General features: G+C 44.1%; 21 protein-coding genes and 3 pseudogenes. 18 read left to right on the top strand and 6 right to left on the bottom strand.

Annotated elements, in window-relative coordinates:
* Positions 1-4 precede the first annotated feature (4 nt).
* From RMY64_RS06180 to RMY64_RS06135, 10 genes are all read left to right on the top strand, one after another.
* Positions 5-874 (top strand): alpha/beta hydrolase, encoded by an 870-nt coding sequence (locus tag RMY64_RS06180; RefSeq protein WP_322699605.1) that lies wholly within the window; start codon positions 5-7, stop codon positions 872-874.
* Positions 875-1311: 437 nt separating this feature from the next.
* Complete coding sequence (locus tag RMY64_RS06175; RefSeq protein ID WP_322699604.1) at positions 1312-2751, top strand: SidA/IucD/PvdA family monooxygenase; 1440 nt, start codon at positions 1312-1314, stop codon at positions 2749-2751.
* 252 nt (positions 2752-3003) lie between these two features.
* On the top strand, positions 3004-3909 hold the full coding sequence (locus tag RMY64_RS06170) for an alpha/beta hydrolase (protein WP_322674594.1): 906 nt from the start codon (positions 3004-3006) through the stop codon (positions 3907-3909).
* Between the two features lie 235 nt (positions 3910-4144).
* Positions 4145-5173, top strand: a complete 1029-nt coding sequence (locus RMY64_RS06165) for an alpha/beta hydrolase (protein WP_322699603.1) — start codon at positions 4145-4147, stop codon at positions 5171-5173.
* An 82-nt stretch (positions 5174-5255) separates the two neighbouring features.
* Complete coding sequence (locus RMY64_RS06160; RefSeq protein ID WP_322674592.1) at positions 5256-5651, top strand: DUF6130 family protein; 396 nt, start codon at positions 5256-5258, stop codon at positions 5649-5651.
* 366 nt (positions 5652-6017) lie between these two features.
* Complete coding sequence (locus RMY64_RS06155; RefSeq protein WP_322674591.1) at positions 6018-6161, top strand: hypothetical protein; 144 nt, start codon at positions 6018-6020, stop codon at positions 6159-6161.
* Between the two features lie 290 nt (positions 6162-6451).
* On the top strand, positions 6452-6856 hold the full coding sequence (locus tag RMY64_RS06150; RefSeq protein ID WP_322674590.1) for a DUF302 domain-containing protein: 405 nt from the start codon (positions 6452-6454) through the stop codon (positions 6854-6856).
* A 214-nt stretch (positions 6857-7070) separates the two neighbouring features.
* Positions 7071-7562 (top strand): hypothetical protein, encoded by a 492-nt coding sequence (locus tag RMY64_RS06145; RefSeq protein WP_322674589.1) that lies wholly within the window; start codon positions 7071-7073, stop codon positions 7560-7562.
* 159 nt (positions 7563-7721) lie between these two features.
* The gene (locus RMY64_RS06140; protein ID WP_322699602.1) at positions 7722-9116 is read left to right on the top strand and encodes a mercuric reductase; all 1395 of its coding nucleotides are present in this window, start codon (positions 7722-7724) and stop codon (positions 9114-9116) included.
* 74 nt (positions 9117-9190) lie between these two features.
* The gene (locus tag RMY64_RS06135) at positions 9191-10141 is read left to right on the top strand and encodes an L-lactate dehydrogenase (protein ID WP_322699601.1); all 951 of its coding nucleotides are present in this window, start codon (positions 9191-9193) and stop codon (positions 10139-10141) included.
* A 303-nt stretch (positions 10142-10444) separates the two neighbouring features.
* On the opposite strand, the gene RMY64_RS06130 is transcribed toward RMY64_RS06135, so the two are convergent.
* The 6 genes from RMY64_RS06130 to RMY64_RS06105 all read right to left on the bottom strand — a co-directional run bounded on the left by RMY64_RS06130 (position 10445) and on the right by RMY64_RS06105 (position 13944).
* Positions 10445-11218 carry a hypothetical protein gene (locus RMY64_RS06130; protein ID WP_322699600.1) on the bottom strand — a complete coding sequence of 258 codons (774 nt, stop codon included), beginning with the start codon at positions 11216-11218 and terminating at the stop codon, positions 10445-10447.
* A gap of 16 nt (positions 11219-11234) precedes the next feature.
* Positions 11235-11390, bottom strand: coding sequence for an NAD(P)-binding domain-containing protein (locus tag RMY64_RS06125; protein ID WP_322699624.1), 156 nt, complete (start codon positions 11388-11390; stop codon positions 11235-11237).
* Positions 11391-11577: 187 nt separating this feature from the next.
* The gene (locus RMY64_RS06120; RefSeq protein WP_322699599.1) at positions 11578-12042 is read right to left on the bottom strand and encodes a hypothetical protein; all 465 of its coding nucleotides are present in this window, start codon (positions 12040-12042) and stop codon (positions 11578-11580) included.
* A 194-nt stretch (positions 12043-12236) separates the two neighbouring features.
* Positions 12237-13526, bottom strand: a complete 1290-nt coding sequence (locus RMY64_RS06115; protein ID WP_322699598.1) for an NAD(P)/FAD-dependent oxidoreductase — start codon at positions 13524-13526, stop codon at positions 12237-12239.
* Positions 13523-13681 carry a hypothetical protein gene (locus tag RMY64_RS06110; RefSeq protein WP_322699597.1) on the bottom strand — a complete coding sequence of 53 codons (159 nt, stop codon included), beginning with the start codon at positions 13679-13681 and terminating at the stop codon, positions 13523-13525. The genes RMY64_RS06115 and RMY64_RS06110 overlap by 4 nt, the downstream gene beginning before the upstream one ends.
* Before the next feature lie 53 nt (positions 13682-13734).
* Entirely contained in the window at positions 13735-13944 is a 210-nt protein-coding gene (locus RMY64_RS06105) for a hypothetical protein (RefSeq protein ID WP_322699596.1), read from the bottom strand.
* Between the two features lie 785 nt (positions 13945-14729).
* Between RMY64_RS06105 and RMY64_RS06100 the strand changes: the two are divergent.
* The 8 genes and pseudogenes from RMY64_RS06100 to RMY64_RS36770 form a co-directional block, all read left to right on the top strand.
* Positions 14730-14840: pseudogene (locus tag RMY64_RS06100) on the top strand (IS630 family transposase); the annotation flags it as partial.
* Between the two features lie 419 nt (positions 14841-15259).
* Complete coding sequence (locus RMY64_RS06095) at positions 15260-16933, top strand: efflux RND transporter periplasmic adaptor subunit (RefSeq protein WP_322699595.1); 1674 nt, start codon at positions 15260-15262, stop codon at positions 16931-16933.
* A gap of 50 nt (positions 16934-16983) precedes the next feature.
* Positions 16984-20160, top strand: coding sequence for an efflux RND transporter permease subunit (locus tag RMY64_RS06090; protein ID WP_322699594.1), 3177 nt, complete (start codon positions 16984-16986; stop codon positions 20158-20160).
* A gap of 166 nt (positions 20161-20326) precedes the next feature.
* Positions 20327-20443, top strand: a pseudogene (locus RMY64_RS06085) (CemA family protein); the annotation flags it as partial.
* A 370-nt stretch (positions 20444-20813) separates the two neighbouring features.
* A complete protein-coding gene (locus RMY64_RS06080) occupies positions 20814-21299 on the top strand; it encodes a hypothetical protein (RefSeq protein WP_322699593.1) in 486 nt (161 codons plus the stop codon).
* A 31-nt stretch (positions 21300-21330) separates the two neighbouring features.
* Positions 21331-22068, top strand: coding sequence for a two-component system response regulator RppA (gene rppA / locus RMY64_RS06075; protein ID WP_322699592.1), 738 nt, complete (start codon positions 21331-21333; stop codon positions 22066-22068).
* Positions 22046-23443 (top strand): two-component system sensor histidine kinase RppB, encoded by a 1398-nt coding sequence (gene rppB, locus RMY64_RS06070; RefSeq protein WP_322670059.1) that lies wholly within the window; start codon positions 22046-22048, stop codon positions 23441-23443. The genes rppA and rppB overlap by 23 nt, the downstream gene beginning before the upstream one ends.
* A 254-nt stretch (positions 23444-23697) precedes the next feature.
* Positions 23698-23793, top strand: a pseudogene (locus RMY64_RS36770) (ATP-binding protein); the annotation flags it as partial.
* Between the last annotated feature and the right edge of the window lie 45 nt (positions 23794-23838).

Here is a 23838-nt window from a genome sequence, read left to right as displayed (position 1 = left end):
TCCCATGACTACATATCGCACCGTTTCGATCAATGGTTTAGATATCTTCTACCGTGAAGCGGGTTCCCGTGATAATCCAACGATTCTGTTATTGCACGGCTTCCCAACGTCGTCTCACATGTTCCGCAATCTCATACCAGCACTTGCTGATAAATTCCATCTTGTTGCGCCTGACTACCCTGGCTACGGCAACAGTTCGATGCCAACTGTAAATGAATTTGATTACACGTTCGATCGCTTGGCCCAGATTGTGGAAAAATTCATTGCTGCGATCGCTCTCAAAAAGTACAGCCTTTATGTGATGGATTATGGTGCGCCGATTGGCTATCGGATTGCCGCTAAATATCCAGAGCGCGTGCAATCTCTAATTGTTCAAAATGGCAATGCTTACGAGGAAGGTCTGCGCGAATTCTGGGAACCAATTAAGGCATACTGGCAAGAGCGATCGCCTGAAAATGCTGAAAAGCTCAAATATCTTGTCACCCTGGAAGCAACGAAGTGGCAATATACCAATGGTGTTCGCAATCTAGAAGCGATCAGCCCCGATACCTGGACTATCGATCAACATTTCCTCGATCGCCCCGGCAACGGTGAGATTCAACTGGCACTGCTGTATAGCTATGGTACCAATCCACCGCTCTATCCCCAATGGCAAGAGTATTTCCGCAAACATCAACCCCCTACCCTGATTGTTTGGGGCAAGAACGACTACATTTTTCCTGCTGACGGTGCTTATCCCTACCAGCGTGACTTGAAAGACGTTGAGTTCCATCTACTCGATACCGGACATTTTGCCCTGGAAGAGGATGGGGATGCGATCGCAAACTATATCGATCAATTTCTCACATCACGACTGCAATCTGTTCTCACCTGATCGGTGGAAATGATAGATTATACCAATTCTCTAAAAAAATAAAAAATACCTACCTTTGTAAGGGCTTTTAGTGAAAAATTAAGGAGGATTGGTCATGGCAGCAATCGATACAGCACCGTTAGAAAACAGCCTGGGATTTCTAGCTTTAAACGATGTGGTAGCAACACGAACCCTTTTCTAGCTTCTGGCAGTTGTCCATAACACGCTTTAGCGAATCCAAACTCGCGAATAAGAACCTAGTGGTCTGCCAACCCAAAAATGCGCTTGTGAGGTTGGGTAAAGGGAAAAGGGACTCATGGTAAGGGATAAAAAACATGAGTCCCTTTCACCCTTCCCCTTTACCCCGCTTGCGTTGCCTTGGCGTACTACTAGTAACAGCTTAATTGTCTACTATTCCGATTTTTTCATCCATCACAACGATATCTGAGGAGATCGACATGACAACAACGAGCAATTTCGATTTTGCTGCTTGCGAGGCACTACGCCTGCTCGGTCCCGATCCCGAAAACTGGGTACCCGATCGCCCTGGCATCGATCATAATGTCACTATCATAGGTGGCAGCGGTAGCGGTAGCACCTTTGTATTTGCGCTACGACGTGCTGGGATCGGTCGTGTGACGGAGATTGATGCAGCCGATGACGAGGCTCATGCAGGCGTGTGGTTGACGCGAGCGCGGATGAGAACGCTCCGCACACCGAAACATCTGCCTGGCCCAGAACTAGGCATCCCAGAATTATCCTTTCAAGCCTGGTACGAAGCGCGGCACGGTGCGGCAGCCTACGCGAAGATTGATCGCATTGGGCGAGTGACTTGGGCTGAGTACCTCAGTTGGTATCGGCATTTCCTGGGTATCCAGGTTCGTTACCAGACGAAGTTGGTGCGGATTGAACCAGTCGCAGGTTTCTTCCGCCTACACCTTGAGGTAAACGGTGTCCCGCTCTTAGAGACTACGCGCAAAATTATCTTCGCCAATGGCGTGGCTGGCACGGGTGGCCCGAACATACCTCCAATACTGGCTGACTTACCCCGCACGTTGTACGCGCATACCGCCGATGCGATCGATTTTGAAGCACTGCGCGGTAAGACTGTGGCGGTGCTGGGTGCGGCGGCTTCAGCTTTCGATGCAGCAGGAGTGGCGCTGGAATCGGGAGCTAAGGCAGTACATTTATTTGTACGGCGATCGGCGATCGCATCTCTGTCACTCCTTCGGGTACGGGATTACCCTGGTGCTTACGACAACTATCCCCAACTACCCGATGCAGCCCGCTGGCTCCAGGCTTGGCGCTTTCATCAAGCAGGCACCGCGCCACCCCCGAACTCGATTAAGCGAGCGATCGCTTTCCCGAACTTTCACATCCATCTATCTGCACCTTGGAAATCGGCACGGAAACTGGGCGAACGCATTGCCATCCAGGTGAACGATGATGTTTTCGAGTTTGATTTTGCGATCGCTGGCACTGGTTACTTCGTTGACCCAACCAAGCGTCCCGAACTAGCCGACTTTGCCCAACATATTGCCCTCTGGCGCGATCGCTACCAGCCACCAGAAGGACTGCGCGACGACGGTTTGGCGGCACATCCTTACCTCGGTAGCGCCCACGAATACCAAGAAAAAGTACCTGGTACTGCCCCTTATCTGAAAGACATTCACGTATTTAATCCTGCTGGTTTGGTCAGCTTCGGATTGCCAGTTGGTGACATCCATAGCATCCGCCGCGACGTACCTGCAATAGTATCGCGCATCAGTCACGACTTGTTCTTTAAGGACTGGGCGCATCATGAGGCACGTATCACAGGCGATATTGCCCCCGATTTTGAGGACTCGCTCTATGCTGCTGCGGTGTGGAAACAACCGATCGAGGCAGCGACGCGCTAGGTTAACAACTTTTTCACCAGTAACAAATAATTCTGGCTCTTAAACGATGTCAGTAGAAAGCGATCGCCATTTCACGATCGCTGCCGATCGAGCATCACTGTTAAACCAATTCACTTAACAGTGTCATTTCAACAGATTGTTTACTAATTATCAAAGGAGAATGTCATGGTTGCTCAAGTAAATTCACAAGCAAAGATTTTGGAAGTTGCAGATGATCCACGTCTTTCTAAAGGGGTGAAGGCATTTTTGAAAGTGCTGAACTCAGGAGGTGTGCCTCTAGAGACATTACCTCCACTCGAAGCGCGTCAAGTTCTCGTAGATGCACAGGCTTCCGTTCCAGTAGACCTTTCAGGCATTGAAGAGTCTGAGAAGACAATTACTGCTGACGGTTATTCGATTACGCTCAACATCGTGCGACCGGAAGGTGTCAAAGGTACATTGCCTGTTTTCATCTTTATTCATGGTGGTGGTTGGGTGTTGGGTGATTATCCAACACACAAGCGGATGGTTCGCGATCTGGTTGTGCTTTCAGGGTTTGCAGGAGTCTTTGTCAACTATACGCGCACGCCAGATGCTCAGTACCCACAAGCGATCAATGAGATTTATGCTGCGACCAAATGGGTTGCCGAGCATGGTGAGGAGATTGGTGTAGATGGCAAGAATCTGGCAGTGGTCGGCAACAGTGTCGGCGGAAATATGACAGCTGTCACTGCTTTGAAGGCGAAAGAAAACGGAGGGCCACACATCAAGCTACACATCATGATGTGGCCAATCGTCGATGCCGATTTTGAAACGAATTCTTATCATCAATTCGGCGACAAACGATACCTAACCGTACCCACGATGAAGTGGATGTATGACCTGTACATCCCTGACCCAGAAAAGCGCAAAGACATCTACGCATCTCCCTTACAAGCGACGGTTGAGCAACTCAAAGGCTTGCCTCCAGCATTAATTGCGGTTGCAGAAAGCGATATTTTGCATGACGAAGGCACAGCCTACGGACGCAAGCTCGATGAAGCTGGGGTAGAGGTGACAACGGTGCAGTACAACGGCATGATTCATGACTTTGGACTGCTCAATGGTTTAGCCGAACTGCCAGAAGTCCGCTCTCTGTTTGTTCAAGCTGCTGCTGAATTGAAGAAACATCTGCAATAGGATGCGATCGAGGTTTTTGGGGAAGGGAAAAGATGCTCTCCTAAGAACCAAGGCAGGAGGCAGAAGGGAAGAGGATTTGACTCGTTTCTTCCATCCATAACGAAAGTGAGTGCGTCTGTAAACAGCTTCTATCGCTTTGCTGCTCACCGAGTTAGCGTAGGGAAAAAAAGGGTAAAGCGACTGTGCTTTGTGCAATCGCCTCATTCCTCATTAATCAATCCAAAGAGTCAACCCTATGCTCAAAGCAATTAAACAGAACCGCCGCCGCTTTCTGGGAACGGCGGCAGCAAGCATTTTCACAGAAATGGCACTCATGGGTACCGCACACGCAAGCTTCGACAAGCCCAAACGATCTGAATTTAGGTTTACTCCCATCAAGCAGATCAAAGCGGGTGTCCTCGACATCGGTTACTACGAAGCAGGGCCGAACGATGGATCTCCGGTGTTGCTGCTGCATGGGTTTCCGTATTCTATCGATAGCTACATTAACGTTGCACCAATGCTTACTGCACGTGGATGTCGGGTCATTGTTCCCTACCTGCGGGGACATGGATCAACCCGTTTTATTGACAGCGCCACACCACGCTCCGGGCAGCAAGCCGCGATCGGTGTCGATGCGATCGCTTTGATGGATGCATTGCAGCTGAACCGTGCTGTGCTTGCTGGCTATGACTGGGGTGGACGAGCCGCTTGCGTTGTTGCGGCTCTCTGGCCTGAACGATGCACAGGTCTGGTGTCCGTCAATAGCTACCTGATCCAGGATATTGCCAAAGCAGGGCTGCCACTTTCACCCGCGATCGAATCCGGGATCTGGTACCAATACTATTTCCAGACTGAGCGCGGACGTGCCGGATTGACGGCTAACAGACGTGAGATTGCGAGGATTCTCTGGACTCGCAATTCGCCGAACTGGCACTTTGACGAGGCAACGCTCGATCAACACGCCAGCGCCTTCGACAACCCCGATTATGTGAAGGTCGTTATTCATTCCTACCGCCATCGCCTTGGACTTGCTGCCGGCTATCCCATATATGAGGAACTTGAGCAGCGACTCGCCGCGCAACCGACCATTACGGTGCCGACGATCACGCTGGACGGGGATGTAAATGGTGTTGTGCCAGCAACCGATGGGAAATCGACGGCAGCGAAGTTTAGCGGCGAACGTCAGCATCGGGTCATTCCAAACGTCGGTCATAACCTGCCCCAGGAAGATCCCAAAGCGTTCGCAACAGCGGTTTGGGAACTCGCATCAAAGAAACGTTAATGGCTTCTCTGGAGCGATGACTCTGCGCCGTTTCACCTTTAAATGGATCGTAATACAAACTACTCTCAGGTAATTACCTGCTATGAACAGCCACACACCGAGCGCTAGGGACATTATTGGATCACCACCGTTGATTACGATTGAAAACGAAGCACCACCCAAGCTGATTGTTGATCCACCGCTTCCCGAACCATTGGCACAGGGTCGCGTCTTTATCCAGTACCGGACGGAGAATTTGCGTGTGTTGCCGGTGTTCGGCAAAAGTGCCCTCGAAGTATCGCCGCGCATCGGTCATATCCACATCACCGTTGACGATGCGCCGTGGCACTTTGTCGATTCCAGTGGAGAAACGATCATCCTGGTCGGACTGGAATCTGGCGTACACAAGGTGCTGATCGAACTAGCTGACCCCACGCACAAAGTAATCACTAGCGAAACTGTGGAGTTCACGCTACCCGATCTTAAGAAATCATCATAAAAAAACTAGTAGTGTACCAACCCAAAATTGCTACGTGGAGGTAAGCAAGGGAGCAGGTTTGCTAGTGGGAGCAGGGGAGAACAATTGCAGTAAGTCTTTCCCCCCTGCCCCTCTGCCCCTTTGCTCCTCTGCTGACCACAACGCTTGCGTTTCCTTGGCAGACTACTAGAGGGAAAAATCGCAGTTGTGACGGGGGCTTCTGCGGAAGCGCTGCACATCGCGGGTGGTAGTCATTGATCTGTATTAAACTGCTTTTGAGGTAATTCGGTCGGCACGCACTTACAGCAGAATTCAGAATCCAGAAGTAAAACAGGGTTCATACCTGGCTTTGAGACTTAGTTTGTGTACTCCACCAACTTGAAATCTATGGATTCATGCGATGGCGTATTGCCAGCATCAACGACCTACCAATTCACCAAAGCGATTCTCCGTTCGCGCAAGCGTGCTGGAGGCATTAGGAGACGCTACGCGATCGCAAATACCACTGGATACTGGGTCGAATGGCACTAAGATAAGCGTAAACCCTTGATATTACTGGCTTTTGGGTATAGGGTGTAGGGTGTGGGGTTAAGGGTTGGAAAAAGATGTTGTTCTATTTGATGCACTAAAATTCAATTTTCTTAACACTACACCCAACACCCTACCCCCTACACCCTGCCCTGGCGCTTGTTTCATCTTTTCTTAGTGCCATTCGATACTGGGTCGTCGTCCTGACGATCGCCCCGGATTGTCAGACCTCAATCTTTGAAAAGCCCAACGACCATATCACCCAGTTTTTATCCTACAAGAAATCCACTGCTATGAATGCAAACAACGGCATCATTAGCCAGCTTAGTCAATATTCAGTGCCTGTAACCATTGATCGATTAGAAGCCGTCCTTCAAGTAAAAGGCATCACCATTTTTGCCCGCATCGATCAACAGGCTGAAGCCGAAAAAGTCGGACTAAGCCTGTGTCCTACACAGTTGTTGCTGTTTGGCAACCCGAAAGCCGGAACTTCCCTCATGGTGGCAGAACCAACGATCGCCCTGGATTTACCCCTGAAAGTACTGGCATGGGAAGCGACTGACAGCAAGGTTTGGGTGAGTTACAACGATCCTAATTACTTAAAACAGCGATTTTCTCTCTCGGATGAGTTGGTGAAAAATATCGCTATCATTGCACCTTTAATCAATCAAGCACTTAGTTCCGCCGATCGCAAATAAGTTGCAGAATTAGCACGCGATCGCACTTTGGCGTTTTTGAAACAGTATTTAAGCAGTGGTGTCAAAGTCTGAACTGGGGTGACTACTGCTAGATAATTCGCCCACCGCGATCGCCCTGGCAACCAAGATATTCTGATTTGGAATCACTGGAAAAACGCTGCATATCGTGGGTAGTTTTTAAGAAAGAGAACGGTGAAAAACAACAAGAAAAACCATGAACATTAACAAGAATGACATCGCAGTAGTCGTCATGAATCCGCAAAACGATGTCTTGAGCGAAAAAGGGGTTTTCTGGGATTTGGTAGGTAAGAATGTCAAACTCATTAATTTTGTAACACTCATGAAAAAATCTGTCTTACTTCTTGCTCTGCCAATCAGTATCTTAGCTAATTTTTCCTTAAAAGCTTCTGCTGATTCTACTGCTGGCATCGTCCTAAGTACGAAATGCCGGGGCGGCTACAACGTAAATATTTGGCAGAATTATACTTCAGGTGAACTACTTTATCGCGCCACTAGTCCCAACGGTAATTTAAGTTTGGGCAAAGGAACTAGCCAAGCGACAGAAGGTGTTCGAGTGTATAAGTTTCGGAGTGGAATTTATCAATACTGGGTGTGGGATGGCACGTTGGATAACCCGCAGTCTGGAACTTTAGAGGTGTATAAAAACAACCGTATCTTGATGAAGCAAGCTTGTAGAAAAAGTTGAATCCTCTAGCAGGTGTTATATCTTTTTGTCAACCCATCTGGGGCAAGCATCTTGAGTTACGCTTGCCAAATACATTATCGCTAAAACCCTCTTAGTCAGTTTTTTCTGAAATTCATAACACCTTCTAGAAATCGTATTCACCTATCAAACTCAAAGGATATGGAAGTGAACGCTCAACACTACGACGACATTATTATCGGCGGCGGCAAAGCGGGTAAAACACTAGCACCAGCGCTAGTCGCTGACGGGCGTAAAACCGCTCTGGTTGAACGCAGCTTAAATATGATTGGTGGCGGGTGCATTAATATTGCTTGCATTCCTACTAAAACTATGGTGGCGAGTGCCAATGTAGCAAACACAGTGCGAAATAGTGCCGTTTATGGTGTTAAAACCAATACACCTATCGTTAATTTAGCAGCAGCGATCCAACGAAAACGATCGGTTGTGCAAGGGATGCGTGAAATGAACTTGCACAATTTAGAAACTGCTTTGGGTCACGAACTGATCATTGGTACAGCCCGCTTTGTTGCTCCCAAAACGATCGCAGTAACGATGACCAAGGGGAACAATCGTTTACTTACCGCCGAACGCTTATTTATTAATACAGGCACACGACCGTTAATTCCATCCATTCCCGGACTCACAGAAGTTGAGTTTTTAACGAGTGAGTCGATTATGGAGCTAGAATATTTGCCTGAACACCTGATTGTTCTCGGTAGTGGCTATATTGGTTTAGAGTTTGCCCAGATGTTTCGGCGCTTTGGCTGTGGCGTTACTGTCATTGGACAAAGTGAGCAAATCCTGTCACCGCAAGATCCAGATATAGCGATCGCAGTTCAAACATTACTGGAACGAGATGGTATTGAATTCTTGCTGAAGGCGAAGGTGTTGAAGATCGATCGCACTGGTAATGAAACCATCCTGCAAATCCAAGTTGGCGATCGTGAAATCACCCTCAAAGGGTCGCATTTGCTCGTCGCCATTGGTCGTGCGCCCAATACCGAGAGCTTAAATTTAGCTGCTGCTGGTGTGGCAACCGATACACGCGGGTTTATTCAAGTTAACGATCGCTTAGAGACGAACATACCGGGGATTTGGGCGTTAGGCGATATTAATGGCGGCCCGCAATACACCCATATATCGCTCGACGATTATCGCATTATCAAAGCTAATTTAATTGATGGGAGCAACCGGAGTACAGGCGATCGATTGCTTCCATCGTGTCTATTCATCGAGCCAGAACTGGCTCATGTAGGTTTGACTGAAACTGAAGCACAGCAACAAGGATATGCTATCCGCGTGGCGAAAATCAATGCGTCAGCCGTTCCTAGAGCAAGAACACTCGGTCAAACCGATGGACTTCTGAAGGCGATCGTGGATGCAGATACAGGTCGTATTTTAGGGTGTTCCCTGTTGTGTCATGAAGCAGGTGAAGTGATTTCAACAGTGCAGATGGTAATGCAAGCTCAGATGCCCTACACCGTTCTGCGCGATGGTATTTTGACTCATCCCACGATGACCGAAGGGTTAAATATATTGTTTTCCAAGTTGTAAAAAGACAGCAATTGCAAACCCAAGGGCTTACCAAACAAACGACATTTCATTCATGAAGGTCGAGTAGATATAGCATGATTAGTAAAACATCTAAAGTCGGTATTATTGGTGCAGGTAATGTAGGTGCAGACGTTGCAAATGCTTTAGTTTTACTCGGTAGATGTGTAAGGGTTGTCCTTTTTGACCGAACCTTATCAAAAGCTGAAGGACAAGTATGGGACATTGAAGACAGTATTCCCCTACTTAAAGAGATGGAAATCATACCATCAAATCAGTATGAAGACTTAGCCGATTCAGATATCATTATTGTGACTGCTGGGGTGCAGCCGAAACTTGGACAAACCCGATTAGATATATTGAGCGACAATGCAGAGATTATACGTTTGACAATCAAAGAATTGGATCGAGTTGCACCGAATTCAATCGTAATTATTGTTAGCAATCCAGTGGATGTACTGACGCGGATTGCAATCGCTACTTCCACCAGAGCAGAAAACCTAATTTTCGGTTCGGGAACCGTTCTTGATACTGCTAGACTGAGATATCAACTTGGAAAGCAACTGAATGTTGCAAAACAAGACATTCATGCTTATGTGATTGGAGAGCATGGAGACAGCCAATTTGTGGTTTGGTCTAGTGCATTTATTGGGGGAATTCTATTAACTGAATTCCCCTTAACACAAAGAGCAACGCTAGAACAAATTCAGCAAGAGTACACACAGTTAACTCGTAAACGAGGCTATAACATTTTTGAACGCAAAGGAAATACAAGCTATGGTATATCAACAGTAGTTTGTCAGTTAGTTGATACCATCCTGCGAGATGAAAAGCAGATATTTCCAGTATCGGCCAGAGCAGATTCTAACTATGGAGTTGGCCGTGAAGTTGTTTTTGGACTTCCATGTATCATTGGCTCAACAGGTATTGAGCGCCAACTGCTGTTATCAAGAAATGCTCAGGAACAACGCTTATTAGAAGAATCAGCCAACAAACTCAATGAAGCCTATAATTTTTTGCATAATTAAAATCAAATTGAACCCCTGACTTTTCACGGGATGTGGAAAAGGGGGTTGGTTCGCAATTAGCTGTCACGAACCGAACCTTTGAACTTATCGGATTTCTACAGGAACGTGAGTTCGATGAACCTCTCCCTCCCAACCTCCCTCTCCCACGGGGAAAGAGAGGAGCAACGAGAAATTAGAGTTTTGGCTCCCCTCTCCATGTCGGAGAGGGGTTGGGGGAGAGGTCAAAAAAGGGCTTGTCGAACTCACGTTACAGGAATACAGCAAATTCGAGTTGAGTAAACGAACGATTTAGTGTCATTTTGCTTAGTTGTTGCAGCCATAAGTTCTACTCCCAATATGTTCTGGAAAATGAACGATCGTTAGCTTAGTAATTTGCCCCGCAGCAAGAGCCACACTGTCCCTAGAGCAATACTGCTCGATCGCAATATTTGCGCCAATGAATAGCAGTAGTGCCAATTCTTGCATCATTCCAGTCATGCCGCGTTCAACAAGGCGCAAGGATGCCAGCGACAGGGCAGCAATGCCGAGGGTGAATGCCCAGTAGGAAGCTGTAAAGGGTTGTTGAAATAACCACGGTAGCAGCCGCAGTAGAATCAGTGCTTGCAACAGTCCATAGCCGAAGAGGAACTGGGCAAAGGCATCGGGCTGACCAGTGGTGATACTCAAATAAGCAACACAGCCAACGGCAGGGGGGGCAAGTTGAATGCCCAGCGTTGGCCGTAGTGGTTTAGGCAATGCTTCTAACAAGTAGAGGCGCTGCATAATCATCGACTCCAGTGCTAGCCACGAAAACAGCCCTCCTCCAAAAAACAACAGGCCCCACTCTCGATAACCGAGGGTACTAGCAACGATCGCACTGACAAAACTACCCGCGACTGTAGAGAGGTAGAGAATGGGTGTAATAATTTCTGGCTTACGTCCTCCCATCCATAGCTGACCGGAACGATACACGCCAAAACTTAACTGACCAATTGCACCGACAACAAATAATATGATGGCGATCGCACGAGAGTAGGGTGCGATCGCTAGCGCTACAAACATCGTAGACACAGGCACTAACCCGATAAAGCAACACAAAACAGGATGCTCAAATTCAGCTAAGGCATCTGCTCTCGCCCACAGCCATCCCTTCTAATGTAAGTAGTTTCACTTTGTCAAATGTGCGATTGAACACCACACATTCATGGTTGTTTTGTAGCAGTCGCCGAACAATGTTCGCACCCATACGTCCCAGACCAATCACTCCCATCTGCATAATTTTTCTCCAATGTAATTCTCGTTTGCATACAGTCGGTTCTGATTAGAGATAAGATTCTGGTTCATTAACAGAACAGCAATATTTCATCCTTCCTGCTCAAGTACATCACTTGTGCAAAACGGAGGCGATGGGCTTAAGCCCCGCCAGAGGCGATCGCAACTCCGTTCGATGTATTGTTTTATCGATTGGATCGCTCAAATGTATATAACTGTGAGTGACCCGTTCTAGTTGGGGCTGAGATGACAAATCGACTCACCCCTTGCTCCCACTTTGCGGTTGCATCAACGGTGTAAGGACTAGCGGTGCCAAACTGGTTAAGGCTGCTGGGTGGAGGGGTGAAAACCAGATGAAACTTACTTCCGTGATGGTAACCGCTAATTTGAGCAAAGTTCTCACCATCATTAGACTTCAAACTTCCGTACAGTTTGCCGGCAGGATCGATAAATACGAGTATCTGCCCCTGAGAACCGACAGTACGGAAGGTTCCCGTCCAACTGCCCCGGTAAGGAAGTACATAGTCTTGAGAGGGATTAGGTTGAGCTTGGCTGACTGGAAGCGCGAAGAGAGGCTGCGAGCGTAGCAGTCCAATCATGCCAATCGTTAAGATTCCACCAACCAATCGTTTTGTTGTTCGTGTCTTCATCAGTGGTTCTCTTTAAATAGATGATTGATCAACTGTCAATCTGTCAGATCCCCCGTAATCATAGGGTTCTGAGGTGATGATGGGAATCTCTTCAAAGTTTTCGCTTGGCGGCGGTGAGGAGGTTACCCACTCTAATCCAGTGGTATACATAGCTGAATGAGCGATCGCTCTCGTTGTTCAACCGAAGAGAGAAGCTATTTTGCGATGGTTTCTCGCTTCATCTTGGGTCTATGATAGCGATGGAAAGTTTCTTCCTTGAGCCATTCTGTGGTTGCCTTAAAGTCATGCAGTGGGGTGGGCAGCATTTCCAAATAGGCTGCACTGCGAATTAGATCGCCAAGTTTGCCAGTTATCTGCACTTTGTCAAACAAGCTTGCTACCCCATTTCCTAAACCCAATTTCATTAGCGTACCCCGAAGATTCACATGGGCTGGGCTAGGGGATGCTCCTTTAGCAAGGGCAATCAAATTGTGGGCAATGCTCACACCTTGCTGATATGCCACCTGGGCCAGAGCCAGTAAGGGTTGTGGCTGCACGGAAGCGCAATCGCCCGCGGCAAACACTTCTGGAAAATCCAGCAGTTGCAGAGTTGAGGTGACAAGCGGTAGCCCATGCTTATCTAGGCGATCTGCGGGAATTTGGGACTTGAGATTTTGGATGAGTGGGTTCACGGCTGTCCCGGCTGTCCAGATCATGGTTTGAGTCAACAGCGTTTTTATCTCAGTGCTGTTGGCAGGTTGATACTCCAGGTGGTCTTGAGCAACCGCTTTCACTCCTACGCCTAGTATCAATTCAACAGGTACTCTTCGAGTTTTGAAAGCGTGGAGAGCTTCTTCCTGCAAACCTGCGTTGACATCGCCTGCGAGAATCGTCTTGCCATGATTGATTAAGACAATGCGAATCTGACGAATATCGCCGCCGAGTTGGGCGTACCAGTCGGGTAACAAATCTGCCAGGGTTGCTGCCATTTCTACCCCTGCCGGGCCTGCCCCAACGACAGCAAACGTGAGGAGCGATCGCCGTTGTATTTTGTCATCCGTTTGGCTAGCACGTTGTAAGCATTCTCGTAACTGGCTCTCCAGAGCGATCGCATTCTCTTGTGTCCGAAATGCGAATGCGTTTTTTTGTGCGCCTTCTGTTCCTAAATAACCCTGAATGCTGCCAACAGCTAAGACCAAACGATCGTAGATATAATCTGAGCCAGAAGCTAACTTAAAACATTTTTCTTGCAGGTTGATCGCCACTACTTTGTCCTGTACAAAGTTGATATCACTGCCTTGCAGCAACTCTTTATAAGTCGGACAAACGACATCTTCTGACAATTCACTTGTCAATAGTTCATACAACATTGGCTTGAAGACAAACCGTTCTTGTGGATCGATCAAAACGATCGACCGCAAGTCTTGCTGATGACGCAGATGCAACGCTGTAAAAAGGCCTGCAAAGCCTGCTCCAATAATCACTGTGGGGCGAGAAGAATTCATTTTAGGAAGTGGTTAATAAACAGCAGCAAGCAATTTAACCAACGGCTTAACAAGTCCAAACAAATTACCAGATGGGAAAAGCCTTCATTTACACAGGCGATTTCTGCTTTCACATGAGATGGAAAAATGTTCACAGTTTCGTATATATCTGACATAGATTTGACTCTAACTCTCGCTCAGTCAACGTTTCAATAGTAAGGATTTGGCTTTATTCCGGTTCTATGGCTCGAATTGCAATTGTTTCAGTGTGGTTGCTGCCATCAGCTTGAACAGGATTTGCGTGTTGAAGCAATCTAGCAACCTCTTGGGCTACAGCAGTGAGTGCATGATTAATAGGAGAATTTCCAAAAAAGTTACTCTGAATTGGAACTTTGGAATACTCAAAATCATCTTCAACTAGTAATGGCATACGTGTCATAAAATTATCCTCAACGAAATATTGATTGAGATTACTGACTCAATTAGTAGACGATCTAAGCTGTTTGAAATACTGAGAAATTATTCTGTTGCCATTCGACCATGAATAAGAATCAATAGCACAATTTAACTGACGATGACGTAAAGCCGATCGTGCTGTTGCCAAAACGCGAACATTGATGCGAGCAATGTACACTTGTTTAGATATATCAGGCAGGAATTGGGAAATATCATGTCACAGTCAAAGCTCACTGATACTATATGTTCAGTATCAGCGTTGAGCATACAACCCTCTTCTTACTCTCTTTGTGTCAAGTAAACTGAAATGTTGCAACTAAATTGCTCTCAATATTTGCTTGAATTAAATATATGCAATTAACTCTCACTTGTCGTCCATTCAAAGTTTAAAATTTTGTACAATACAATGATTGATGAATCAGTCCATATATCAATGTAAGGTTAGCTCCAACTAAGGTTGGAATCTAAATTCATACTAAAGTTCAACACTTAGAGCTTGTCAAGAAACAACTTTTACATTTTAAGCTATAGATAATAGACTCAAACGATAGCTTGTTGGTATGGCAAAAAGTAGACATGGCAACCTTAGAGCCTGTCAAGAAACAACTTTTACAAGTCTTAGAGAATATTGAGGTTTGATGAGATAGTGTAATTCCATTCGCCATGAAATTCATGTGGTGTAATTTGCACAGTTGCTATAGCAATCTGGAATCATTCATGAGAAAATACGGAAGAACTAGTAAGTAGTTTAAATGACTAAAAAGATAATTTTACTTTTTTTGTCATTCTTTCTCTGTGGTCAAGGAGTTATTTGAGTTAGCAATCAATTGTCAAATTTTTGACTTCCCTAAGCTGCATGAATATAGTGTTTTCTCATGAATGATTTAGGATTGCTATATCTACAGAAATCCAAAATTATCTATATTCTGTGTACTTTATACTTATTGAAAATCTGTAATGTTTAAAACATAAATATAGTTTAAATCTCATTTAGTAATTTTAGTTGATTTATCAGAAAAAACCTTTGAGATACCTATAGGTACTTATTTTATGTTTACGTATTTTCTCAGATTTTAATTTGGATTACTATAGTTTTTTTTAATAGCGATCGCCATTAAAAATTTCACCCAAATTTCATATCGATATGAAACACTAAAAAAGGAGTACTATTCAAACTCCTTAAATTACTCACAAAAGCAATGTAACTAGCTAAAGAAAGCGGTAGTCCAAATTTGCACATTAAATGCCAACATCCAAAGGCGATTCTGCTTTCTCACTAACTTAGGACACAACAAGCTATGGGAATCTCTAATTTGTTTCAATCTTCTACTCCACTGCGTTATGTTTCATTGACAATGTTGATGTTACTACTAAGTACTCCTACTACTGTTTTAGCTGGTGGTGGTCATGACCACAGTGGTGGAAGTGCGTTTCAGGCAGGAGGCGAATCGACGAGTTCCGTTGAAGTAGATGCAGAAACCGCAAAACTGTTAGGAGTTAAGGTAGAACCAGTGCAACGCCAACGATTAGCTGTAGGTATTAAAACTACTGGACAGATTGAAACTTTGCCTAGCCAGCAAGTAGAAGTCACTACCCCAATTCAAGGAGTAAAAGTAGTTGAACTGTTGGTAGAACCAGGCGCACTAGTAAAGAAAGGTCAACCCGTCGCCATTCTAACTAGTCCTGATTTAGTGGAACTGCGAGTTAACTCTCAGGAAAAACTGGCACAAGGACAGGCTGATTTACAGCAGGCTGAAGCTGACTTGAGGTTAGCACAACAAAACCGCGATCGCTATCAACAAATAGCCGACGCTGAAATCGCCCAAGCCCAAAGCCAAGTGGCATTTGCTCAAGAAAAGTATGAGAAAGATCGAGTGTTAGCTACTGAAGGTGCTTTGGCACGTCGCAACGCTCTAGAATCTCAAACCCAGCTAGCAGAAGCTAAAGCTAAACTAACTACAGCCAACAGCCGCCGCGATGTCATTGCGTCTGAAAATCAGCTAAAGCGCGCTCAGGCAGCAGTTAGTCTAGCAAAGTCAAATATTAATCGCAGCAGTGCTATTTATGAAACGCGGCTGCTACAACTAGGAAACAGCGCTAATGCTAAAGGGCTAATTACAGTAACAGCTCCGATTTCCGGCAAGGTTGTTGACAGGGAAGTTACTATCGGCCAATCGTTTGAGGACGCAGGTGGCAAGTTAATGACGATTGTAGATGATAGTCGGGTGTTTGCCACAGCAAATATTTATGAAAAAGATTTAGGCAAGGTAAGAACAGGTCAACCCTTAAGGATGAAGGTTGCTAGCGTACCTAATCAAACCTTTACAGGCAGAATTACACGAATTGGCTCAGTAGTGGCAGGAGAAACACGAGTAGTACCAGTACAAACCGAAATCAATAATGCCAGAGGACAGCTCAAACCCGGAATGTTTGCCGAACTTGAAGTTTTAACCGACCAAAAATCTTTAGCTACTTTAGTAATTCCCGCTTCTGCTGTAGTCGATGCCAATAATAAGAAATTGGTTTATGTCCAAAACGGTAATGCCTTTCAATCTGTGGAAGTTGAGTTAGGACAAATCTCTGGAGATTTAATTGAGATTAAAAGTGGTTTATTTGAGGGAGATTCAGTAGTTACTCAACGTGCGCCACAACTTTATGCACAATCGTTGAAGGGTGGTAGTAAAGAAGAAAATCACGAAGAAGGTGATTCGCACTCAGAAGAAATTGATGCTCAAACTAACAGCTTCCCTCTACCTTTATGGTTGCTAGGTGCAGGGGGAGGATTAGGCATTGCTATCGTAGCTTTCATGGGGGGTAGCTTCTGGTCTAGCCGTCGTATCCGTTCCGGTCTAGTACCAGTAAATGATGGTTTTAATTATGAAACCGAGGTTTATATCGATAACCACAAACAACCAACTGCCTCTATGTCTGCCGAAGAATATGAAAAATCACATCGTTCAGATAGTCATTAACATTTCATGAAAACAAAACCAAAAATTAGCAATCAACAATTTAATAAATAATGATTAGTGCAGTCGCTAAATGGGTAATTGCTCGACGCTGGTTAGTAGTAATTGCAGCATTTATTTCCACAGCAATCATATTATTTAATACCATCCCGCAAATGCCGCTGGATGTTTTTCCCAACTTCGCACCTCCCCAGATCGAAATTGAAACAGAAGCTCCTGGACTCGCTCCTGAAGAAATAGAATCTTTGGTGACATTACCAATTGAAAGCTCAATCAACGGTACACCAGGGATTAACTCAGTTCGTTCTTCCTCCTCAGCAGGACTATCTGTAGTCAGAGTCGTTTTTGGCTGGGGAACAGATATCTATCAAGCCCGCCAGTTGATACAAGAACGACTGCAACAAGCAGCGAATAAGCTACCCGAAGGAATTGAAACACCTAGACTTGCTCCGATTAGTTCGCCTATCGGCACTGTATTAAAATATGCTTTCACAGTAGAAAATGAGGGAGAAAACCAAAACCTCAAATCCACAATCGATTTGATGGAAGTACGCCGCATCATTGATTGGCAAGTGACAAACCGCCTTTTAGGAGTCCCTGGCGTTAGTCAAGTGTTAGTGTATGGCGGTGATGTGCGTCAGTATCAAGTATTAGTAGATCCGAACAAACTCAGAGCTTTTAATGTATCCTTACAGCAAGTATCTGAAGCAGTACAGGGAGCAAATGTCAATGCTCCTGGTGGCTTTTTAATCACACCTGATAAGCAAACTTTGATTCGGGGAATAGGGCGAATTGAATCCCTGAACGATCTAAAACAATCTGTAATTGTTGCCCGTCAAGGAACGCCTGTGCGGTTGGGAGATGTTGCCGACATTCAAATTGGCAGTGCGATTAAAATTGGCGATGGTAGCTTAAATGGCAAAGATGCTGTAGTGGTGATGGTAAATAAACAACCCCTAGCTGATACTCCTACCGTTACCCATGCCATTGAAACTGCAATGACAGAGTTGCAAGCAGGTTTACCGAAAGGAGTAAAGGTAACACAAACCTTCCGTCAAGCAGATTATATTGATGCTTCAGTAGAAAATGTCAGATCCGCCTTGATGGAAGGTAGTATTATTGCCGCAATTATCCTCATTCCTTTTTTGATGAATTGGCGGACTCTGGGAGTTGTGCTGTTGAATTTTGCCCTAACTTTTATATTTTCATTGCAAGTATTATCTTTTTTGGGTTTAGGGCTAAATACAATGACTTTGGGAGGATTAGCCGTAGCTATTGGGACAGCGATTGATGATGCGATTGTCTATGCGGAAAATATTGTTCGTCTATTGCGACAAAATAAGTCCTCTTCCAAACCTCGTCCAGTATTAGAAATTGTTTTTGCAGGAGTACAGGAAGTCCAGGAATCTCTAATTGGGGCAACTTTAATTACGATTGTTGTTTTTTCTCCAGTATTTGCCCTCGCAGGTGTAGAAGGTCGAATTTTTGGCCCAATGGGCATAACTTATCTAGTAGTGGTCATGGTTTCCAGTTTAGAATCATTACTGATAAGTCCGGCATTGTGTGCGATTTTACTTCCACAGGAAAAAATGCCGTTAAAAGAACCATTAATACCCCGAATTTTCAAGCAGTTATATTATCCTTGTTTAGATTTTGCTATCCACAGTCCCGTGATGATTATCTCTGTGGCTGTGGCGGGAATGGTAGCGGCAATAGTGATTTTTCCAGCTTTAGGACGGGCTTTTTTACCAGAGTTTCAAGAAACAACTTTGGTCAATACTTTAGCTCTTTATCCAGGCTCATCTTTAGAAGCTACTAACAGTGCCGCCTTTGTATTGGAGACTAAACTAAAAGATGATTCCAGATTAAAATATGTGCAATTACGGGCAGGACGCGCCCCTAATGACCCAGATGCGGCACCCGTAAATCTCGCTCACCTCGATATTGGCTTGAGCGACCAAGGAATGGAGAAACGTCAAGAAACAGTAGAATGGTTGCGAGAAGAATTTAATCAAGTACCGGGTGCAGCTGCCAATATTGGTGGATTTATTTCCCACAGAATTGATGAAATATTATCCGGGGTCAGAAGTCAAATCGCTGTGAAAATATTTGGCTCAGATTTAGAAGAACTCCGCCGAATTGGTAAACAAGTTGAAGGTGTAATGTCATCTGTTTCTGGACTGGTGGATTTACAATTAGAACCGCAAGTTCCCATCGAACAGATGCAAATAAAATTTGACCGCGTTGCTGCATCACGTTATGGTTTAACTGTTGGGAAACTATCTGAAATAATTGAAACTGCGCTCAATGGCAAAGTGGTATCGCAAGTTTTGGAGCAGCAACAAAGTTTTGATTTAGTGGTGTGGTTACAACCACAATACCGGAATAATTTACAAACAATTGAAAATTTATTAGTTGATATCCCTTCTGTTGGGGGAGATGCAGAGGCAAATAAAATTCCTTTAGCTAAGGTGGCTAAAGTTACTTATGGTACTGGCCCTAATACTATTAACCGAGAAAATGTCTCTCGTCTAATTGTAGTATCTGCGAATGCTCAAGGTAGAGATTTGCGAGCGCTAGTCAATGAAATTCAAAACAAAGTCAAGGCACAAGTGCAATTGCCCTCTGGTTACTTTATTCAATATGGGGGTCAATTTGAAGCCGAAGAAAGAGCATCACAAAATATTTTGATTTTCAGTGGCATTTCCTTCGTAGTAATTACGGTATTAATGTATCTTTCTGTCAAATCTATTGCTTCTACAGCAATGATTATGATTAACTTGCCCATCGCTTTAGTCGGAGGTGTAATTGCTGTAGCATTAACAGGAGGCGTTGTCTCAGTTGCTTCCTTAGTAGGTTTTGTGACTTTATTTGGTGTAGCTACTCGCAACGGACTGCTTTTAGTAGACAATTACATAACTAAATTTGATAGCGGAATGTCGTTAAAAGAAATCCTTCTAGCCGGGTCAATGGAGCGACTCAATGCTATTTTGATGACATCATTTACTTCGGCTTTGGGATTAGTACCATTAGTCATTGCAGTAGGGCCAGGTAAAGAAGTTTTGCAACCACTTTCGATAGTAGTTTTGGGTGGTTTATTTACTTCTACAGCTTTAACCTTGATAGTTTTACCGGCTTTATATTCTAAATTTGGCAAATTTTTATTGCCTCAGAAAAATCCAGCCTTTGTGGAGGATGGAAAAGTTACTAATTCTGTTTTAGAAAATTAATTTTCTCTATTCAAGTCCTTTTAAAATTTTTACATTACCATTCTGTACTTTCTGAAAAAGCAGCAGGTGAGTATAAAGTTGCTATTCTGTCTGATATCAATGCTGAAAAGGTGAACGGTCGCTTTACCTTTAAACGATAATTAACAGCAAGTGGTAGCAATAATCTTTAGTTATTGATACTGTCCCAGTGGTCATGGATACAGTTTTTAAATATTGGATATTCCGCTACCTCAATCGCAGTTCTCCTTCATCTGTTGCCACTTACCATAACATGAATGAATAATTTTTATAAATATATCTAATTTTCTACAAATACAAAAAATACTATATTTATGTCGATTTGTAACATAATGACAACAACTTTAAATACTAATATTTTGCTTCTTCAACTGTTTGTCAATATCGTTATATTCTAAAAATGAAGTTAGAGAGAGCTTTGAATCTATAACCAGACTATAAAAAAGTATACGTTTACGAAACCGTTACGGCTCCATCAAAAATCCTTATTTATTTTTATTTTTAAAAAATTCCTTTAACTAGCTAAAATTTCACCCAAATTTCATCTCACTTTGTCAAGCTATTAAGAGGTAACATCTTTCCTCGAAGATGATTCTGATAATTGATGGATATAGTGAGGTAATCATAAGATGGTAATGAATAGAAAATTGATACACACTTCGATTTTAGCCTTAAGTATGGCAGTTTTAGTTCCAGCTACTTATGCAAATTCTACACCACAATCTAGTAACTTTCCTCACGTTATTAGCTTAGGGGAATCTCCTCAAGGTATTCGCCACTGGAGAATTCTCAGACATACTTTAAAAATAGCAGTTCCCCAAAACAGCAAGGCTATTTCTCAGCTAATAATCGAAGCTCCAGCTAACATTGTTCTTAGAGAAAGTATTGATGTGTCCGAGGAATCTGGTAAAGAAATTGCGGCAAAAGTTTCTATTCAAGGCAAAAAAGCTACGCTAGAATTTTCTGAGTCAGTCGCTCCTGGAACTATCATCATCGTAGAAATGAAGAATGTTAAAAAAACAGCAATGGCCACTGGTGATAAGTTCTACAAGATATCTACAATTCTCACTGGTATGAATGTAGAGTTACCAATTGGTGTCGCTCAATTGCGTGTAATTTAATGAACAAATTGCTAAGATACATCTCTTGATTATGAAAGTTTTGCTAGTGGAAGATGAGCCAGATTTGGGTGCATCGATTCAGCGAAAGTTGAGTAAAGAAAGATATATTGTTGACTGGGTTTTGGATGGAAATGAAGCCTGGATTTATCTAGAACATGATTGGACTCAATATACACTGGCAATTTTTGATTGGTTGCTGCCGGGAATGTCAGGTTTAGAACTGTGCAAGCGTTTAAGGGATCGGGGCAACGCTTTACCAGTGCTAATGTTAACTGCTAAAGATAGCATGGCAGATAAGGTTGCTGGACTAGACGCAGGGGCTGATGACTATCTGATCAAGCCGTTTGGCATGGCAGAACTACTGGCACGGTTGCGGGCTTTGCAAAGGCGAGCTTCCTTTGGAGGTGCAACACTTACACCCCAGTTCCAGCCTTTACAATTGCACGTTGGTGGCCTTATCCTAGATTGCGGTAATTGTACAGTTTCTCGTCAGTATCCTAATGGGGAAAATAAGGTAATTTATTTAACAAAAAAGGAATTTCAATTATTAGAGTACTTGATGAAACGTCCTAATACAGTTATTACTCGCGACCAGATTTTGAATCATCTGTATGCTTTTAGTGCAGAACGCGTTAGTAATGTAGTAGCAGCTCAAATCCGACTTTTGCGACGTAAATTATCGGAGTATGGTTGTGATGGGCTAATCGAAACAATCCCTAGTATGGGCTATCGTTTCAATCCTGGCAATGCAAATTCGACTATTTCGTAAGACTCGCTGGCAATTGGCTACCTGGTATGCGGTAGTTATGGCTTTAATTCTGTCCTTATGCGGTTTCGTGGTTTATGAGGTAATTATTGATGCTTATGTGGTTTCTATCAACCGGGAACTGGAATCGGTAGCGGGTACACTTCATGATGTAATTGAACCAAATTTGAAACAACCTGGTATTACAGAGCCAGTTTTTCGGCAGGTTTTACCGAATATTTGTTTAGCCCAGTCCAGTTGTTCTACCCAAAAGATCCTTCGGCACGGTAAAACCACCCCTGATGAACACGGTATTTTTAGTCCTGTATACAAAGATAAGCAATATTACATCCGTTTTGTCGATGGTTCAGGACGGTTAATTGCAGTGGCAGGTTTCCAAGCGGATGAATTGCCATCGGCTGTGCTTCCCCAAGTTTGGCAAACACTCAAAGACTTACAGGGTAATCGTTACAGTCAAAAGTCTTTACTGCTGCACACTCAAGATAATCAATATTGGGGCTATATTCAGGTAGGGCGCAGTTTAAATGACCTTGATAATCGTCTCGCGGCTTTGAAAGTAATTTTGGCGCTAGGATTGCCAATTACGGTATTGTTAGTTGGTGGTTCTAGTTGGTGGCTGGCAGGGTTAGCAATGCGACCAATTGACTCTTCGTATAAACAAATGCAACAGTTTACGTCTGATGCCTCTCATGAGTTGCGTACTCCTCTAGCAGCGATTAATGCAACGGTAGAAACTTTATTTGATATGGAGTATCTATCTGAGGAAGCGCGAGATATTTTGGCATCTATTCAACGTCAAAATTATCGACTAGCTGAATTAGTTCAGGATATGCTGTTACTGTCTCGATTGGAACAGCAAACGCAGGCGACACAACAAATACATTGCTGTTTGAATATTTTGATTAATGACCTCTTGGAAGAATTTTCAGCGTTAGCGGCTGCGGCTTCTTTGCAGCTAACATCTTTGGTGTTATGTCAAGAGCTTTTATACGTAATGGGAGATGAAGACCAACTGTTACGTGTACTTTCTAATCTAATTGCTAATGCTATTCAATACACCCCTGCTGGCGGTTATGTAACTGTCATCCTCAAACGCACCAACGGTCATGCTGTAATTGAAGTTCAAGATACAGGTATTGGCATTGCATCGCACGAGCAAAAGTGGATTTTTGACCGTTTTTATCGAGTGAACAGCGATCGCTCACGTCGTACTGGTGGATCTGGATTAGGATTAGCGATCGCGCAAGCAATTGTTCAGGCTCATGGAGGTAGTATACAGGTGCAAAGCCAAGTTGGTAAAGGTAGCTCCTTTATCGTTCACTTACCCTTGACAGAAAAACAGAAGCAACTGACCTGTCTATCAACAGATGAAAATTGAATACCCTCCTAAAAAAAGTTAAGTTTGACAACTTGTCTTTTGACGTAGGCTATAGCTTGTGTGAAAGTTCCAAATAAAATGCCATATCTATTAAAAATCTTTAATATTTAGATGCGTTCGCCCTGTAATGATAGCAGACACTAATTTTATCCTTAGTGATGCTAAATTTTCATCATCTTATTAATCCTTCAGACTTAAATTATTAGATTTCTCGTTACTTAAATCGCAGTTTTTTTCAGGCTTGGTTACTTAATGCTGTAATTAAAGTTCAAGATACAGGTATTGAAATTCCAGAACACGAACTTAAGCGAATTTTCGATCGTTTTTATCGGGTGAGTAGTGTCAGGAGCGATCGCCTCATACCAACCACAAGATTTTCTCTGGGCTGGGTGTTG

It is taken from the genome of Nostoc sp. DedQUE08 (assembly GCF_034530895.1).
GTDB lineage: Bacteria > Cyanobacteriota > Cyanobacteriia > Cyanobacteriales > Nostocaceae > Nostoc.
The sequence above is the reverse complement of the archived record's forward strand: the minus strand, read 5'-3'. Positions and strand labels throughout refer to the sequence as shown.